The sequence below is a fragment of the Vibrio gigantis genome (assembly GCF_024347515.1).
Classification (GTDB): Bacteria; Pseudomonadota; Gammaproteobacteria; order Enterobacterales; family Vibrionaceae; genus Vibrio; species Vibrio gigantis.
Window position 1 is genome coordinate 559,715 of record NZ_AP025492.1, and the last position, 17,723, is coordinate 577,437.

General features: G+C 43.9%; 16 protein-coding genes, 1 pseudogene and 1 other annotated feature. Of the genes and pseudogenes, 12 read left to right on the forward strand and 5 right to left on the reverse strand.

Features of this window, described 5'->3' with window-relative positions; all coding sequences use genetic code 11:
- Positions 1–137: 137 nt before the first annotated feature.
- Together arcB and OCV56_RS02520 are read left to right on the forward strand one after the other, a co-directional pair.
- Positions 138–2,507, forward strand: a complete 2,370-nt coding sequence (gene arcB / locus OCV56_RS02515; protein WP_150330780.1) for an aerobic respiration two-component sensor histidine kinase ArcB — start codon at positions 138–140, stop codon at positions 2,505–2,507.
- Positions 2,508–2,514: 7 nt separating this feature from the next.
- Entirely contained in the window at positions 2,515–2,958 is a 444-nt protein-coding gene (locus OCV56_RS02520) for a hypothetical protein (RefSeq protein WP_086712425.1), read from the forward strand.
- A 125-nt stretch (positions 2,959–3,083) separates the two neighbouring features.
- Here the strand turns inward: OCV56_RS02520 and arcA are convergent, their stop codons facing one another.
- Both arcA and OCV56_RS02530 read right to left on the reverse strand, forming a co-directional pair.
- Positions 3,084–3,800, reverse strand: coding sequence for a two-component system response regulator ArcA (gene arcA, locus OCV56_RS02525; RefSeq protein WP_004741534.1), 717 nt, complete (start codon positions 3,798–3,800; stop codon positions 3,084–3,086).
- Between the two features lie 429 nt (positions 3,801–4,229).
- Positions 4,230–4,331 (reverse strand): annotated as a pseudogene (locus OCV56_RS02530) (ribonuclease activity regulator protein RraA); the annotation flags it as partial.
- Positions 4,332–4,378: 47 nt separating this feature from the next.
- Between OCV56_RS02530 and OCV56_RS02535 the strand changes: the two are divergent.
- On the forward strand, positions 4,379–4,864 hold the full coding sequence (locus OCV56_RS02535) for a putative 4-hydroxy-4-methyl-2-oxoglutarate aldolase (protein WP_060983054.1): 486 nt from the start codon (positions 4,379–4,381) through the stop codon (positions 4,862–4,864).
- A gap of 65 nt (positions 4,865–4,929) precedes the next feature.
- Here OCV56_RS02535 and OCV56_RS02540 read toward each other — a convergent pair whose 3' ends face one another.
- Complete coding sequence (locus OCV56_RS02540) at positions 4,930–5,406, reverse strand: ribonuclease regulator (RefSeq protein ID WP_081090517.1); 477 nt, start codon at positions 5,404–5,406, stop codon at positions 4,930–4,932.
- Between the two features lie 317 nt (positions 5,407–5,723).
- Positions 5,724–5,842 (forward strand) — a sequence feature (Thr leader region).
- A gap of 29 nt (positions 5,843–5,871) precedes the next feature.
- On the opposite strand from OCV56_RS02540, the gene thrA reads away from it, so the two are divergent.
- The 4 genes from thrA (at position 5,872) to OCV56_RS02560 (ending at position 11,413) form a co-directional block, all read left to right on the forward strand.
- On the forward strand, positions 5,872–8,331 hold the full coding sequence (thrA, locus tag OCV56_RS02545) for a bifunctional aspartate kinase/homoserine dehydrogenase I (protein ID WP_086712426.1): 2,460 nt from the start codon (positions 5,872–5,874) through the stop codon (positions 8,329–8,331).
- 17 nt (positions 8,332–8,348) lie between these two features.
- Positions 8,349–9,305, forward strand: coding sequence for a homoserine kinase (gene thrB / locus OCV56_RS02550; RefSeq protein ID WP_086712468.1), 957 nt, complete (start codon positions 8,349–8,351; stop codon positions 9,303–9,305).
- On the forward strand, positions 9,302–10,588 hold the full coding sequence (gene thrC / locus OCV56_RS02555) for a threonine synthase (protein ID WP_048618257.1): 1,287 nt from the start codon (positions 9,302–9,304) through the stop codon (positions 10,586–10,588). The genes thrB and thrC overlap by 4 nt, the downstream gene beginning before the upstream one ends.
- Before the next feature lie 165 nt (positions 10,589–10,753).
- Positions 10,754–11,413 (forward strand): NADPH-dependent FMN reductase, encoded by a 660-nt coding sequence (locus OCV56_RS02560; protein WP_086712427.1) that lies wholly within the window; start codon positions 10,754–10,756, stop codon positions 11,411–11,413.
- Between the two features lie 95 nt (positions 11,414–11,508).
- Here the strand turns inward: OCV56_RS02560 and grcA are convergent, their stop codons facing one another.
- A complete protein-coding gene (gene grcA / locus OCV56_RS02565; RefSeq protein ID WP_004739575.1) occupies positions 11,509–11,886 on the reverse strand; it encodes an autonomous glycyl radical cofactor GrcA in 378 nt (125 codons plus the stop codon).
- Positions 11,887–12,211: 325 nt separating this feature from the next.
- On the opposite strand from grcA, the gene nfo reads away from it, so the two are divergent.
- From nfo to OCV56_RS02585, 4 genes are all read left to right on the forward strand, one after another.
- Complete coding sequence (nfo, locus tag OCV56_RS02570) at positions 12,212–13,120, forward strand: deoxyribonuclease IV (protein WP_086712428.1); 909 nt, start codon at positions 12,212–12,214, stop codon at positions 13,118–13,120.
- Positions 13,121–13,228: 108 nt separating this feature from the next.
- Positions 13,229–13,351 carry a hypothetical protein gene (locus OCV56_RS02575; RefSeq protein WP_261901418.1) on the forward strand — a complete coding sequence of 41 codons (123 nt, stop codon included), beginning with the start codon at positions 13,229–13,231 and terminating at the stop codon, positions 13,349–13,351.
- Positions 13,352–13,793: 442 nt separating this feature from the next.
- Complete coding sequence (ung, locus tag OCV56_RS02580) at positions 13,794–14,474, forward strand: uracil-DNA glycosylase (RefSeq protein WP_086712429.1); 681 nt, start codon at positions 13,794–13,796, stop codon at positions 14,472–14,474.
- 86 nt (positions 14,475–14,560) lie between these two features.
- Entirely contained in the window at positions 14,561–15,112 is a 552-nt protein-coding gene (locus OCV56_RS02585; RefSeq protein ID WP_086712430.1) for a hemerythrin domain-containing protein, read from the forward strand.
- 146 nt (positions 15,113–15,258) lie between these two features.
- On the opposite strand, the gene OCV56_RS02590 is transcribed toward OCV56_RS02585, so the two are convergent.
- Positions 15,259–15,447 (reverse strand): DUF3545 family protein, encoded by a 189-nt coding sequence (locus OCV56_RS02590; protein WP_017059319.1) that lies wholly within the window; start codon positions 15,445–15,447, stop codon positions 15,259–15,261.
- Positions 15,448–16,156: 709 nt separating this feature from the next.
- Here OCV56_RS02590 and OCV56_RS02595 point away from each other — a divergent pair.
- Complete coding sequence (locus OCV56_RS02595; RefSeq protein WP_032545312.1) at positions 16,157–17,584, forward strand: alanine/glycine:cation symporter family protein; 1,428 nt, start codon at positions 16,157–16,159, stop codon at positions 17,582–17,584.
- Positions 17,585–17,723: the final 139 nt, after the last annotated feature.

Here is a 17,723-nt window from a genome sequence, read left to right on the forward strand (position 1 = left end):
TGGCTTGTTCTGCATTTGTATTAATTGGGTTAACCTTCGATATTGCTGCTGATCTCTTGCTGCGTGTGATGTAGCTAGCTTACCTCCTATCTTCAAACAGGGTAGAATGTTGCTAGTCTTATCGCATGGAGCGCTAAATGAAACCCATGAAAAATCTTGCCCAGTATTACGTGGATCTACTCGTAAAACTGGGGATTGTCCGCTTTTCTATCTTACTCGCCCTAGCGCTTGTTGCCCTCGCCGTTGTTGTACAAGTCGGTATAACCCTTGCCCTCAAAGGGAATGTTGATGATATCGACATTGTCCGTTCAGTTTTCTTCGGTTTAGTGATCACGCCTTGGGCGGTTTATTTTCTATCAGTGGTTGTTGACCAGTTGGAAGAATCTCGTCAAAGACTAGCGAAATTAGTATCTAAGCTTGGCGATATGCGTGAGAGAGACCAAGAGCTCAACAATAAACTTCAGCTTAATATTGAGAAGCTTAATCAAGAAATTGAAGAGCGAGAAAAAGCGGAAGAAGCGCGTGCAGAAGCAATGCAAGATCTTGAAAATGAGGTGTTCCAGCGTGAACGAACTCAGCTTGAACTAGCAGAACGTACCGCACTGTTACGCTCGTTTATCGACGCTTCTCCTGATCTTATTTACTATCGCAATGAAGATGGCGTGTTCTCTGGTTGTAACCGTGCGGTGGAAGAACTTACCGGTAAAACAGAAAAAGAGCTGGTTGGTTTGACTCCGTGGGATGTCTACAGCAAAGAAGTAGCCCAGCAAGTTGTTGAAACCGATAAAAAAGTCTTTTCTGATAACCAAGCTCTGACCTATGATCAATGGCTTGAATACCCTGACGGGCGTAAGAGTTACTTTGAACTACGTAAAGTGCCGTTTTACAGTAAAGACGGTCGTCACTTAGGCTTAGTGGGTTTTGGGCGTGATATTACTGAGCGTAAAGAGCACCAAGAGTCGCTAGAAAAAGCCAGTCGTGATAAGACCACCTTTATCTCAACCATTAGTCACGAGTTAAGAACGCCGCTCAACGGCATTATTGGCTTGAGTCGCATGTTGCTCGATAGCCAGCTGACCACCGAACAGCGTAAGCAGATGCAAACCATTAAGGTGAGCGCGGTGACACTAGGTAATATCTTCAACGATATTATCGATATGGATAAGTTCGACCGTCGTAAGCTTGAGCTATTCCCAACCCCAATCAACTTTGAAGATTTCGTTGTCGAGATCGAAAGTATTTCCGCACTGATGGCTGAGCAGAAAGGATTGAGATTCGATCTCGAAAGATTATCTGATCTCCCTGCTGCTGTTGAGGTAGATGGTACTCGTCTTAGACAGGTACTGTGGAACCTTGTAAGTAATGCGATGAAGTTCACTAAAGATGGTGGTGTGGTGATGACAGTCAGCGCCGATATTGATGGCGATTTTGCCAACATCACGATGGAAGTAGAAGACACCGGGATTGGTATCCCTGAAAGTGAAATCGAGAAGATCTTCGCGATGTACTATCAGGTGAAATCGGGAACGGACAATCTACACGCCGTCGGTACCGGTATTGGCCTTGCTGTATCTCAACAACTGATCAATATGATGGATGGCCACATTGAAGTGGCCAGTGAAGAGGGTTTTGGTAGTACCTTTACGGTTTCGATTCGTGTGCCTGTTAATCACGATACTCAAGCATTGATTAAGACGCCAAGAAAGCAATCAAATCTAAAGATCTTTATGGTCGAAGACATTGAGCTCAATATTACGGTGGCTCGTTCTCTACTTGAAAGCTTAGGCCATGAAGTGACAGTAGTGATGACGGGTAAAGAGGCGCAAATAGCTTTCAACCCTGAAGACTATGATTTGGTATTACTGGACATCCAACTGCCAGATATGACAGGTTTCGACATTGCTCAATACTACCGTGAGAAATACAGCCAGTTGCCGCCTTTGGTTGCATTAACGGCGAACGTATTGAATAACAAGCAAGAGTACTTCCAGAAAGGCATGGACGAAGCGATCAGTAAACCATTGTCGGTTCGTGCAATCCAAGATGTCATCAGCGAGCTGATCGAAGATGCGCCAGAGGTAATTGAGAAAGTAGCGGGTATGGAGAAGGTTGAGAGCATTGATAAAGTCGACGTGAGTAAGCCTGTTCTTTCACCGGTTGATACCACTTTGCTTGATATTGATATGCTAGAGTCTTATGTTGATATTGTTGGGCCGAAACCGGTTTTGGATAGTATCGTGATGTTTGAAGATATGATGCCGGAGTATATGGAAATATTGAATTCCAACATGGTTGCGAAAGATCAAGCTAGTATCGTTTCTGAGGCGCATAAGATTAAAGGTGCTGCAGGATCCATTGGCCTAAAGCGCATACAGCAAGTTGCTCAGAAAGCCCAATCTCCAGATATGCCTGCGTGGTGGGAGAACATTTCAGATTGGGTTGATGAAATAAATAACGAATACCAAAACGATATTGAAGTTTTAAAAAGTTGGTTAAATCAAAGGTAGAAGAATAATGAAGAAATTAGCATTCGCCGCATGCGTTGTGGCATTAGCCGGCTGTTCTGCACCACAAGTAGAATGGCAACAAGATAACCAAGTTGAAGTCTCTACATCTACAGTCACAATGAAGAGTAATCTTTGGCACAACAAGATGCCAACTATTGGAGAAGCTCAAGATAAGACACTACACGGTTCTATCTACCTAGAGTCAGACTCACAGCTACCAGCAACACTTGCGGTGGAGAGCGTGACTGTTAAGCAAGGTGCAAATACCTTGCTAGTAACGGCTGACGACCTTGATCTAAGAACACATAGTGAGACTCAGTGGGAAGTGGCGTTTGTATGGCAGTTAGAGATCGATAGCGAAAAGCCTGTTGATGTTGCGGTTGAGCTGAGAGACGGTGAAACTGTGAAGTGGCTGGTGGAGAAAGACGTTAAGGTTGATACGGTTTACTAAAGCCTTATCAATTAAGAAGAATAAAAAAGGGAGAATGCGTTGGCATTCTCCCTTTTTAATAACTATTGATTGCGCTTCTACTGTTAAAAACACCGAGTGTTAAACGACCAGAAACGCCAATCGAATTAGTCTTCTAGGTCACCACAGAAGCGGTAACCTTCACCGTGAATCGTTGCAATGATTTCTGGCGTACCAGAAACAGATTCAAAGTGCTTACGAATACGACGGATTGTTACGTCTACAGTACGATCGTGTGGCTTAAGCTCACGGCCAGTCATCTTCTTAAGAAGGTCTGCACGTGTTTGGATCTTACCAGGGTTCTCACAGAAGTGAAGTAGAGCACGGAACTCTGAACGAGGTAGCTTGTAGCCTTCGCCATCTGGGCTAACCAGAGAACGGCTGTTGATATCTAGTACCCAACCGTTGAACTCGTACTTCTCAACGCTGCGCTTTTCTTCTTGAACAGAGCTTGTGCTCATTGAACGGTTCAGAAGGTTGCGTGCACGGATAGTCAGTTCACGAGGGTTGAAAGGCTTAGTGATGTAGTCATCAGCGCCGATCTCTAGGCCAAGGATCTTATCAACTTCATTATCACGACCAGTTAAGAACATAAGCGCTACGTTTGCTTGCTCACGTAGTTCACGCGCAAGTAGTAGACCATTCTTACCTGGAAGGTTGATGTCCATAATTACAAGGTTAACTTGGTTGTCAGATAGCACTTGGTGCATCTCTTCACCGTCGCTAGCCTCAAAAACAGCATATCCCTCTGCTTCAAAAATACTCTTTAGAGTGTTACGAGTTACTTGCTCATCTTCAACGATAAGAATCTGCGGGGTTTGCATTTGGCGGTACCTAAATTTGTGACGAAACTGTGCTAATAGAATAAATTCTAGGCAAAAACATAACATACAGGTAATGTATTTTTGATGATAACTTAAAGTTTTCAAAAAAACACTTACTTCCAGCTATCTGCCTTCCTTGAAGTATTGCCCAATAACGTAGATCCAGTACGCCTTTCAATCATTCTTTTAGTGATTGCAGAGGATTCTATAATGTTAACAGCATGCTAACAACGCGAGAATGTTAATTCCATTCAGTTTGTTGATTTACATCAATTGCCGTATCGCAACAAACTTTAATAGTATGGCTACAACTTAACCAATGTTATGGTGACTATTTAGTACCAAAACAAGAATGATTATTCGAGATATTTCGCACATCTCGGTTGCTAAAGACCGGATTATTAACCAAGGAAGCTGAAAGCTTTCCTAAGAGTCTAGTAGATAAATATGCTCAATCAACTTTTATTGAGTAATAAATTGAGCATAGAACAATGAAAACAAAGGATTAATTTTAATAACATATAAAAGCATAGAGGCTCACCTGACTTAACAGGTAGCGCCTTACTCACGGAGGATATATGCACGATATAACACCTGACTTGTGTGATGAGTTTGAAAGCAAAGTCACCCTACTGAATATGCCATTACAGAACTTCGGTCAACGTGGTGCGTTCTTTGGAAAAATTGTAACAGTTCGTTGTTATCACGATAATTCCAAGGTTCGCGAGGTTTTAGAGACAGACGGCTGTGGCAAAGTGCTTGTTGTTGACGGGAATGGTTCATGCCAGAAGGCGCTGCTTGGTGATCAGCTCGCGATTCTCGCAATAGAAAATGGCTGGGAAGGAGTGATTGTAAACGGTGCTGTGCGTGATGTTGGCATGATGTCGCAAATGGATCTTGGTGTTCAGGCATTGGGTGCATCGCCATTCAAGACGGAGAAGCGTGGCGTAGGCCAAGTGAATGTCACGCTCTCTATACACAATCAACTGATTCAGCCTGGGGATTACATTTATGCAGATTGGAATGGTGTGTTAATTTCATCTGAGCTATTGCTTGAATCATAAGTGGTACGTAACGAATAAAAGAGGCTTGAATACGTAACATATTCATCGATATCAAGTTAATTGGATTAGAAGCGAAACCCTAATCCCACTTCAACACCTTGCTGCCACTCTTCATAATCAAGAGTGGCATGCAAATCTAAATTGTCGGTCAGCTGTACTCGGCTAGAAACTTCTGCGGCCACCGATTTCTCATTGTCTTCGGTTTCATCTTTATAGGTGTGTAGAGAACTGTTGAAAGAGACTCTTTCTGAGAACTGATAACTGACACCACTCAAGAATCCGCTTTCCTGTTTCAGTGCAGCACTATTGATACGTGTACCGACATAAAGATCCACATCCGAAAACAAGCTATATGAATAGCCACTGTCTATTTTCCAAGTATCGAAGCTTTCATTCGATGCGTTTTGGGTGGAGATAAAAAATTTATGAGAAGAGCGATCTATTTGACCGGGAAGCAGAGGCAAACTATTTAGAAGAGGTAAACTGTTCGCTGAACAAACAACAGGCATAGCCAAGGCTAAAAGAATAAGTAATCTCTTCACTTCCCACTCCTGATGTCATTATTATTGCTTTTCGAACGTTATCGTTCAATTAAAGCACAGAATTTGTACGCTCGCCGCACAATCGATATAGCATTTTGTTATGACTATATATGCAATTAATCACTCTTGAGTGTTTATAGGATAAATCCACGATCTGAATTACAGGTGTATACAGGGTGTTTTATCCCTTAAATGACGGTTTGCTCTGAAAAACGGTGTGAATGTAAAAAAAACGCAACTTTTCATTGACGTCTAGTGGTAAAAATTGATACACGTAGAGTAAAGCACAAGCAGAGAATTTGATATGCAGCACGTAAGCCACCTAGTAATGACCACAACCATTATTATTACCGACATTAACATTGTTGGGGCAGGCTGCTAAGTAACGGATTTTAAAAAAAAGGCCTGTATCCAACAAGATACAGGCCTTTTTTTGTACCATTTTTATGACTTATGGAGAAAGGGATGCGCGTTTTAAAGTTTGGAGGTTCATCATTAGCTGATGCAGATCGTTTTTTACGAGCGGCTGATATCATCGCTAATAATGCCCAGCAAGAAGAGCTAGCCGTTGTACTATCGGCTCCAGGAAAAACAACTAATAAGTTGGTCGCTGTTATTGAAGCTGCACTGAAAAATGGTGAAGCTGACACACAAATCACAGAGATCGAATCTTCATTTACTGCGCTGTTTGCAGAGATTAAAGCGGTTGTACCTTCTATTGATGGTGCTGCGTTCCAAGAGCAGGTTGATACTTCTCTTGCTCAGCTAAAGCAGTTCGTGAACGGCATCAACCTACTGGGTATGTGCCCGAACCACGTTAATGCCCGCATCATCAGCAAAGGTGAGCGAATCTCTATCCAGTTAATGAAAGCGGTACTTGAAGCAAAAGGCCAACCAGCCAGCCTGATTGATCCAGTGCAATACCTATACGCTAAAGGCGATCACCTTGAAGCGATGGTAGATGTGGATGTCTCTACTCAGAACTTCCAACAGTCACCACTTCCGAAAGGCCACGTTAACATCATGCCTGGCTTTACTGCTGGTAATGAGAAAGGTGAGCTAGTCACGCTTGGTCGTAATGGCTCTGACTACTCCGCAGCTGTGTTAGCGGCGTGTCTACGTGCTGATTGCTGTGAAATCTGGACGGACGTCGATGGCGTTTACAATTGTGACCCGCGCTTAGTTGACGATGCCCGTTTGCTTAAGTCATTGAGCTACCAAGAAGCGATGGAGCTTTCTTACTTCGGTGCTTCGGTTCTACACCCGAAAACTATTGCGCCTATCGCACAATTCCACATCCCTTGTCTGATCAAAAACAGCTTTAACCCACAGGGAGCTGGCACTTTGATCGGTCAAGACACTGGCGAAGATAATCTAGCAATCAAAGGCATCACTACATTAAGTGACCTAACGATGGTTAACGTATCAGGCCCTGGTATGAAGGGCATGGTAGGCATGGCGAGCCGCGTATTCGGCGCGATGTCTTCAGCTGGCGTGTCTATTGTTCTAATTACTCAATCTTCTTCTGAGTACAGCATCAGCTTCTGTATAGAATCGGCTGACAAGTTAAAAGCTAAGCAAGTGCTATCAGAAGCATTTGAACTTGAACTTAAAGATGGCTTATTAGAGCCAGTTGAGTTCATGGACGACGTTGCGATTGTAACACTAGTGGGTGACGGTATGCGTACTTCACGCGGCGTTGCTTCTCAGTTCTTCTCTTCTTTAGCTGAAGTGAACGTTAACATTGTTGCGATTGCACAAGGTTCATCTGAGCGTGCTATCTCTGCGGTTATCCCTGAAGATAAAATTTCAGAAGCAATCAAAGCTTGCCACGAGAACCTATTTAACTCTAAGCACTTCCTTGACGTATTCGTTGTGGGTGTGGGTGGTGTTGGTGGTGAGCTTGTTGATCAGATTCAACGTCAGCAAGGTAAACTGGCTGAAAAAGGCATCGTGATTCGCGTATGTGGTTTAGCAAACAGTAAAGGCTTATTGCTAGACAGTGACGGCTTACCACTAGAACAGTGGCGTGATCGTATGTCGAGCGCGACAGAAGAGTTCAGCCTAGCGCGCTTAGCGGCTCTGGTTCAACGTAATCACATCATCAACCCAGTATTGGTTGACTGTACTTCTAGCGAAGATATCGCAGCACAGTACGCTGATTTCCTAGCGGCTGGTTTCCACGTGGTAACACCAAACAAGAAAGCGAACACAGCAAGCATGGCTTACTACCATCAGCTGCGTGAAGTTGCACGTAACTCACGTCGTAAGCTGATGTACGAAACAACGGTAGGTGCAGGTCTACCGGTAATCGAAAACCTACAGAACCTAATCTCTGCAGGTGATGAACTTGAGAAATTCAACGGCATTCTTTCAGGTTCACTGTCTTACATCTTCGGTAAGCTTGATGAAGGTATGACGTTAAGCCAAGCAACCAACATTGCTAAAGACAACGGCTTTACTGAACCGGATCCTCGTGATGATCTATCTGGTATGGATGTTGCGCGTAAGCTACTTATCCTTGCTCGTGAAGCAGGCATGGCACTTGAACTTGAAGACGTTGAAGTAGACCAAGCACTTCCACCGGGTTTTGATGATTCAGGTACGGTTGAAGAGTTTATGGCTCGCTTGCCAGAAGCGGATGCTTACTTCCAAGAGCAGTCAGCTATCGCAGCAGAAGAAGGCAAAGTACTTCGTTATGTTGGTGAGATCGCCGATGGTAAGTGTAAGGTTCGTATCGCTGCTGTTGATGGCGACGATCCAATGTTCAAGATTAAAGATGGCGAGAACGCGCTGGCATTCTACAGCCGTTACTACCAACCAATTCCGCTAGTACTTCGTGGCTACGGCGCTGGTACTGAAGTGACAGCAGCAGGCGTATTCTCTGATGTGATGCGTACTCTTGGTTGGAAATTAGGAGTTTAGGAATGAGTTCAAGTGATATGGATGTTGTCGTTTATGCTCCTGCATCGATCGGTAATGTCAGTGTAGGGTTTGATGTGCTGGGGGCCGCTGTGTCTCCAGTGGATGGCACACTGCTGGGTGACCGAGTTATGGTTACAGCAGGTGATAAACCATTCTCACTTAAAACAGCAGGCAGCTTTGTTTCTAAGCTGCCGACTGAAGTGAAAGAAAACATCGTCTACGACTGTTGGGTGGTGTTCTCTCGCGAGTTAGACAAGAAAGGTATATCAGTTAAGCCTCTAGAGATGACGCTAGAGAAGAACATGCCCATTGGTTCTGGTTTAGGTTCAAGTGCATGTTCAATCGTAGCGGCGCTTGATGCGCTAAACCGTTTTCACGGTCAGCCACTGAATGAAACTGAACTGCTTGCTCTGATGGGCGAGATGGAAGGTAAGATTTCAGGCGGTATTCACTACGATAACGTTGCGCCATGTTACCTTGGTGGCGTGCAATTAATGCTTGAAGAGTTAGGCATCATTAGCCAAGAAGTACCGTGTTTTGATGACTGGTACTGGGTAATGGCTTATCCGGGTATTAAGGTTTCAACGGCAGAAGCGAGAGAGATCTTACCATCTCAGTACCGCCGTCAGGATATCATTGCTCATGGTCGCCACTTAGCGGGCTTTATCCATGCGTGCCACTCAGGCCAACCTGAACTGGCAGCGAAGATGATCAAAGACGTGATCGCTGAACCATATCGTGAGAAACTGCTTCCAGGGTTTGCTGACGCTCGTAAATATGCGTTGTCGGCTGGTGCACTGGCTACTGGTATTTCTGGTAGTGGCCCAACTCTATTTAGCATTTGCAAAGAACAAGATGTCGCCGAGCGTGTTGCACGCTGGTTAGAACAAAATTACGTACAAAATGAAGAAGGATTCGTTCACGTTTGTCGCCTAGATAAGCAAGGTTCGATCGTTACAGGAAGTGAGTTATGAAACTGTACAACATCAAAGAAAATGATGAACAAGTCTCTTTTGGCCAAGCCGTTCGTCAAGGCTTAGGCCGTAATCAAGGTCTATTTTTCCCATCAGAACTACCAAAGTTTGATGATATCGATGCGCTGCTAGCAGAGGACTTTGTCCCTCGTAGTTCAAAGATATTATCGGCACTTATCGGTGATGAATTACCGAAAGAGCAGATCGATCAAATGGTGGATGCAGCGTTCCAATTCCCTGCACCAATCAACCAAGTAAAAGACGGCGTTTACGCACTTGAGCTTTTCCACGGCCCAACACTGGCATTTAAAGATTTCGGCGGCCGTTTCATGGCTCAATCTTTAGCGGCAGTTTCAGATGGTGGTCAAATCACTATCTTAACGGCGACATCAGGTGATACTGGTGCGGCGGTTGCGCATGCTTTCTACGGTATGGAAGACATCAACGTTGTGATTCTTTACCCGAAAGGCAAGATCAGCCCTCTGCAAGAGAAGCTGTTCTGTACACTAGGTAAGAACATCCACACTGTTGCGATTGATGGCGACTTTGATGCATGTCAGGCTCTAGTGAAAGACTCATTTGATGACGCTGAACTGCGTAAAGAGATTGGCCTTAACTCGGCAAACTCTATCAACATCAGCCGCCTGATGGCTCAGATCTGTTACTACTTTGAAGCGGCTTCTCAGCTAACTAAAGAACAGCGTGAAAACCTGGTTATCTCTGTACCAAGTGGTAACTTTGGTAACCTAACAGCTGGTCTATTAGCGAAAGCGCTTGGTCTACCAGTTAAGCGTTTCATTGCTGCAACTAATGAAAATGACACGGTTCCTCGTTACCTAGAAACAGGGCAATGGGATCCAAAACCGACCGTTGCGACAACATCAAACGCGATGGATGTAAGTCAACCGAACAACTGGCCTCGTATCGAAGAGCTTTGCCAACTGAAAGGTTGGGGTTTAGATACACTAGGCAAAGGTAAGGTATCTGACGAACAGAGCGCTGAATCAGTACGCGATCTAAAAGCACAAGGTTATCTATGTGAACCACATGGTGCGATTGCTTACCGTCTATTGGAAGAGCAACTGCAAGAGAATGAAACTGGCTTGTTCCTGTGTACAGCACACCCAGCGAAGTTCAAAGAAGTGGTTGATGACATCCTAGGTTCTGATATCGAACTACCTGGCCCACTAGCAAAACACGCGGCGATGGAGTTGTTGTCTGAAGATCTTGATAACGATTTTGAAGCGCTAAAAGCAGTGCTTCGCCGAGTTCAACCTGCGTAATTTTTCAGAAACGTAAAGCGTAGAACTTAGATCGATAAGAAAAGGTGAATGAGTAATCATTCACCTTTTTTCTTGCCTGAGTGTATTTAAAGTAAGCTTTATTTAAGTGTAAATGGATTTAAGTAAGCTTACTTCTTTAACTAGAGCAAAACGAAAAGGAATAGTATGAATTTTTTGATTTTTCTTGGCTCTGTACGTGATAGCACACCACCAAGACCAGCTCGATTAGGGATGAGAGTCAGCAAAGCGTGTGCAAAGTTACTGGTGGATAAATATTCAGAGCATACGGTCGAGATTATTGACCCATTGAATTACGACTTTGGTGATGTGTTTAAGCCTGAGTTTTCGTATCATCGATCCAAAGTACCTGCACACCTTGCTGAGTTAGCGGACAAGATTGCCAAAGCTGATGGCTACGTGATGGTCAGCCCGGAATACAATCATTCAATGAGCCCAGCATTGGCCAATATTCTTAATCATTTTGGTAGCTCGCTATTTTCGTATAAGCCGAGTGCGATTGTGACGTATTCTGCTGGGCAGTGGGGCGGGGCAAGAGCATCGGTTTCGATGCGTACCTTCTTGTCTGAACTCGGTTGTTTACCGGTTTCTGCGATGATTCATCTACCTAAAGCGCAAGAAGTCTTTGATGAAGAGGGTTATGTTGCCCAAGAGTCAGAGCAAGCTCGATGGGATGAATACATGAACCGAACCTTTCATCAGTTGATATGGTGGGCACAAGGTGCAGCGTTACAGAGAGACAAGATGGATCCAACGACGTTAGCAAAAGCCTTCACTAAAGATCCTTCTCAGCGAAATGCGCCATAGCCAATGTATAGGCAAATGTGAGCAGCATAAAAACGAAAAAAGCTTGGCCATCTCTGACCAAGCTTTTTAAATCTTTAACACTCTAGTTTCTGAGATTATAGAGACTCAGTGAACGTACGCGCGATAACGTCACGTTGCTGTTCAGTTGTTAGAGAGTTGAAACGTACAGCGTAACCCGATACACGGATAGTTAGCTGTGGGTAGTTCTCTGGGTGAGCAACTGCGTCTTCTAGTGTTTCACGCTTAAGAACGTTAACGTTTAGGTGTTGACCACCTTCGATACGTGGTGCTGCTTCGATAGCAACTTCACGGCTCTCGTATTCACCTAGGTCTGCAGCTGGGATAACTTGGTCAGCTTCGAAACCAGCAGTAGCTGCAACACAACGAGCTTCATTTTTTTCGCTGTCTAGTAGCCAGATTGAGTTTAGTAGGTCGTCGTTTGCTGCTTTAGTAATTTGAATACCTTGGATCATAACTATCTCCTAGTCCACTGAATGTGGTTTGATTATGGTGTTAACTTTCGATTTTTATTGAGCTGGGTAATATATACCTAATGTTTGTGAGGTTAACATTGATTTAAGTCAAAAAACAACCAAAAACCATATTTTTACAAAGGTGATTATTTTGAGGTAAATCAATAAAACCTTTGAAAACAAACTAATTACAAAATATTTTAAAGTATAAAAAATATTTAACGGTCATATTTGTTGTAATTTTACTACATTTGTTGTGCTTTTATTGAGCGGAAACTATATGACCCTTTATTTATGATGCATTCTGAAAGTGTGAAGTGATTTAATGACAAACAAAATTTCATCGTCAAAACCTGAAACAAATATTAAGTTTATTGGCGCTCATGTGTCGGCAGCTGGTGGTGTTGATCAGGCTCCTATGAGAGCTCGAGAGATAGGTGCTAATGCGTTCGCACTGTTTACTAAAAACCAGAGACAATGGGCAGCAAAGCCGCTAGAGGCGAAAACTATTAGCGCCTTTAAAGCCAACTGCAAAATGTTAGGCTTTTCAGCAGAGCACATCCTTCCCCACGACTCCTACTTGATTAACCTCGGTGCGCCGGAAGAGGAAAAACTAGAGAAATCACGTGCTGCCTTTATTGACGAAATGGAGCGTTGTAACCAGCTTGGTCTCACGCTACTTAATTTTCATCCTGGGAGTCATTTAAAGAAAATCTCAGAAAGCGAATGTTTGGCTAAGATAGCTGAGTCTATCAATCTCGCCCATCAAGCAGTTCCTGATGTTATTGCGGTTATTGAGAACACCTCTGGTCAAGGCACTAACTTAGGGTGGAAGTTTGAGCATCTCGCTGAGATCATTGATCTGGTGGAAGATAAGTCCCGTGTTGGTGTGTGCTTAGACACCTGTCATACGTTTACTGCTGGTTATGACTTACGTACGAAAGAGGCGTGTGAGCATACTTTTGCTGAGTTCGACCGCATCGTGGGTATGCACTATCTAAGAGCAATGCACATCAATGATTCAAAGGCTGAGTTCGCAAGCCGAGTTGATAGACACCATTCTTTAGGAAAAGGTGAAATTGGCTGGGATTGTTTTGAGTATATTGCCTCGGATTATCGCTTTAATGGTATCCCTCTTATCTTAGAAACGATTGATTCGACGATTTGGAAAGAGGAAATTCAACAGCTTAGAATGTTTCACCGCACAGCAACGGTTGAGAATAGCGAAGCGTAATAATAGAGGGGAAACTTAATTTCCTTCGATTTATCGAAATTGGCATCTTTCTTTCATAGTGTTTAGTTGAATATGTAGTTCACTGTAACAATAGAGGAGGGTGCCATTATGTATTCTATAGCTTACACCTCAAGTGCTTGTTCAACTGTCCATGCTGTAGCTCGTCTGCCAGCACCGAACCGCCACATCCATAGCCATGGTCACCATCGTACTCCCCAGAAGAGTGGCTAGCCGAGACAAACTAAAATTGAACCTATTAAGATGATTCATCAACAAGTGATCCCTACACATCATGTTTATTGATAGCTGTATGAGGTATAAATAGGGCGTGTTGATCTTTCGAGCTGATTTTTGCAGTGAGTTGCTGGGTATTTATACAAGGCAGAGGCTTTGACGTGTAGCTAGCCTACATGAGAAGCCGCTAACGCAGTAGAAATGACCAGCAAACGCTGCCCGGAGGGTTCGGCTAAAAGCGTTTTACTCTTTGTTGAGGGAGATTTGCTTAGAATGACTAGGCTATTTCTCCCTCGCCGCGATTAAAACGCTTTTATCTCGAACAAAATTTAACCACGAAAGGTCAACACGCCCTAAAGCCTTATTTAGGACCGTTAGCCGATACAGCTATTTTTTGTCTGGCGAAGCCTAGAAACCTTGATGATTGGGAAGTAAAACGATGAGCGTACCAAAGACCTGGGAATCCATTATTAATGACGAACGTGAAAAAGAGTACTTCCAAGGTGTTCTCGTTTATGTCGAACAGCAACGTAATAGTGGGAAAACAATCTACCCACCTCAAGAGCAGGTATTCAGCGCTTTTGATATGACGCCCTTTGAGTCTGTGCGAGTTGTTATCCTAGGACAAGACCCTTATCACGGTGCTAATCAAGCACACGGTTTGGCTTTCTCTGTATTGCCCGGCGTTAAAATCCCGCCTTCTCTACGCAACATGTATAAAGAACTCGCACAAGATATAGAGGGCTTTGAGATCCCTAACCACGGTTACCTTGATGCTTGGGCATCGCAAGGGGTGTTGATGTTGAACACCGTACTTACAGTAGAAGAGGCAAAAGCCCACTCACACGCAAAATGCGGCTGGGAAACTTTTACCGATACCATTATTACAGAACTAAACCAGCGCTCGGAACCGATCATATTCTTGTTGTGGGGCGCACACGCTCAGAAGAAAGGCCAAGCGATTGATACAGGCAAGCACCACGTGCTGACTGCACCTCATCCCTCGCCATTGTCTGCTCGTCGCGGTTTCTTTGGTTGTCAGCACTTTTCGACAACCAATAAGCTGCTTTCTTCTGTGAATCAACAACCTATCGACTGGCACTTACCCGCAGAAATGTAGATTGGTGGTTTTCTGAGCAGGGTCAAATCATAAATCAGCATCTTCGTATACACTTATAAATAGTAGGTGTAATGGAGTGCAATACTATGATGATTGAAAGGATAAGACGAGAGCATGGCTATATGGCTCGTTTACTCGCGATACTCAATAATAAGTTAGAGTTCCTCAAGCAGGAGCGAGAAATAAACTATAGCCTGATCGCCGAGGTGGTTCATTACTTGATGAACCATTCAGACAAAGTACATCACCCTAAAGAAGACGTCATTTATCGCTATTATCTTCAGCAATATGGCAGTCAACAAGCGATTGAAGACTTGGAGTTAGAGCATCAATTGCTTTCTGAGAAAACCGCTGACTTTTTAGGCGTCGTCGATATGATCCTTCAAGATGCGGTGGTACCGCAACAGGTCTTTATTGAGCAGCTTGAAGCCTTTATTAAAGCGCAGCGAAAACACATGGAGTATGAAGAGAAACATGTGCTACCAATGATCGTCGGAGCATTTTCGGTTAAGGATTGGCAAGAAGTTGAGTCGCAATGGATCCAGCCAGAAGATGACCCTGTCTTTGGGGATACGATTGCTGACCAATATCGTCAACTGGCGGCGCGCGTGCGACAAAGTGAGCAAGAGTGTGTTTAGCGATTCGATACTGCTCTCTTTTTAGTAGAAGTGGATTCCCTTTAGGAAGGGGATCTAAAGTGACTTGTAGAATGAAGCGTCTCTTGATGAAATCAAAAAGGCACCTTTATAGGTGCCTTTTGTTATCTGTTTTCTTATCGTGCTGATTAAAGCTTTATATCGTCAAGGCTAAAATCGAGTCCTAGATTCATCTCTCTCAGCTCTTTCTCAAGCTGCCTACGATCGTTGATGGCTTCTATTTCACGCCACTTACGCTTGAGTGGTTTCGAGCGTGATTTTTGAGTTACACGAGGCATTTCTAGTTCTGATACTTCATCGAATTGAAAGCTATCCATAAGCCATATCTCCTTCCGTGGGACTAGTTCTTACGAACCATTAAATATCATATTTAGGTTCACAATAACTTTGATTTGTTTCTCATTTGTTTCAAATCCATGAAGTTTTTGTTCTGTTTTCTTATGCATGCTCACACATTGGGAGAATTTAAATGCACAAAAAACAAGCAAACAAACCTAAGTAAACGATTAAATTGGGGGCTGTTGAATGTTAATTCATTGTGCGAATAGAATAGTGTTTTTACTATAATGCATTGAAGTGCACATGGTGCCGTGCGGTATAGGGATCTCATTGGCCTAGAAAAAAACGAAGATCTTCACTATACCTTGTAAAACCTAGGCTGACGTCGTTTTTATAGGATGATGTTCTTGTTGGGGTTGTGCTGTGACTGTTGTTGATATAATGTCCCGACAATGTGACTTTTATTGGGCTAGATTGTTGAAAGTTGTGTTAACAAAAGGTGTGTTATTAGTGAAATGTCATTTTAATATAAGTGTATTTGCATATTGATTTTTAGGCCATCTCGCTGCATTATCCGCCCGTCAAAAAATACACTGATACGTAAAATGGATGCATGAAGCGACATTTACAGTCTCAATCGCCGCAAGAATATAACAAGAGTGCCGACACAACATTGACAGAGGCATAGGTGATTAAGAGGAAGGCTAGGAAGCATGATCGGTGCTTAAACTCAATTACGAGGTTCACGTGACAGACTTAATCAATTTGATGAACGATCTCCTTTGGGGATCTATCTTAGTTTATTTACTGGTTGGTGTGGGTATCTACTTCACCGTACGACTAGGCTTCATTCAATTCCGCCATTTCGGCCACATGTTCTCTGTTCTAAGAAACAGCCGTAAAGCAGACAGTGCTGGTATCTCTTCTTTCCAAGCTCTTTGTACTAGTCTCGCTGCTCGTGTAGGTACGGGTAACATGGCAGGTGTTGCTGTAGCTCTAACCGCTGGTGGCCCTGGTGCTATCTTCTGGATGTGGCTAATCGCAATGCTAGGTATGGCAACATCGTTTGCAGAAAGTACACTAGCACAGCTATACAAAACGCGTGATAACGACGGTAACTACCGCGGCGGCCCTGCATACTACATGGAGAAAGGCCTAGGCATGCGTTGGATGGGGGTTCTATTCTCTATCTTCCTAATCATTGCATTCGGTCTTGTATTCAACGCAGTTCAAGCGAACGCGATTGCAAGCGCAATGAACACAGCATTCGACCTTGAGCGTAGCTACGTTGGTGTTGGTATCGTAATCATCTCTGCATTCGTTATCTTCGGTGGTATCCGTAAGATTGCACGCACTGCAGAAATTATCGTTCCAATCATGGCACTGGCTTACCTAGCGATCGCTATGTACGTGATGTTCGCGAATATCGAGAAAGTGCCTGAAGTACTGGCTCTTATCTTCAAGAGCGCATTCGGTCTGCAAGAAGCAGCGGCGGGTGGCCTAGGTTACGCAATCGCACAAGCGATGATTAACGGCATCAAACGTGGTTTGTTCTCGAACGAAGCGGGTATGGGTTCTGCGCCAAACGCAGCAGCATCTGCTACGCCTTACCCACCGCACCCAGCATCACAAGGTTACGTGCAAATGCTAGGTGTGTTCATGGACACCATTGTTATCTGTTCTGCAACAGTAGCAATCATCCTGATGTCTGGTGAGTATGTACCACACGGTGAAGTAACGGGTATCGAACTAACGCAACGTGCATTAACAGCACAAGTTGGTGAATGGGGCGGCATCTTTGTAGCGGTAGCGATTTTCTTCTTCGCTTTCACTTCAATCATTGCAAACTACTCGTACGCTGAAACGAACCTTATTTTCCTTGAGCACAACAACAAGAAAGGCCTAGTGCTGTTCCGTATTGTTGTACTGGGGATGGTTATGTTCGGCTCTCTAGCGACACTACCAACGGTATGGGCACTGGCTGACGTATCAATGGGCTTAATGGCGATTGTTAACTTGGTGGCGATTATCCTGCTATCAGGCATCGTGATTAAGCTAGCGAAAGACTACAACCGCCAACTAGACGCGGGCAAAGTACCGACATTCGATTCGAATGACTTCCCTGAGCTTAAGTCTCAACTGGAAGACGGTATTTGGGACAACAACAAGAAGTAATTTTGTTGGAGCGATAAACCGCTCATCCTAAAACGATTAGAAAGGCTAAGGTTTCGACCTTAGCCTTTTTCTTTACCTGTCATTTGTCTCATTCTGTCTACCAAAGCTCATTTTCCCTATCGAAGCTCATTCTCCCTAT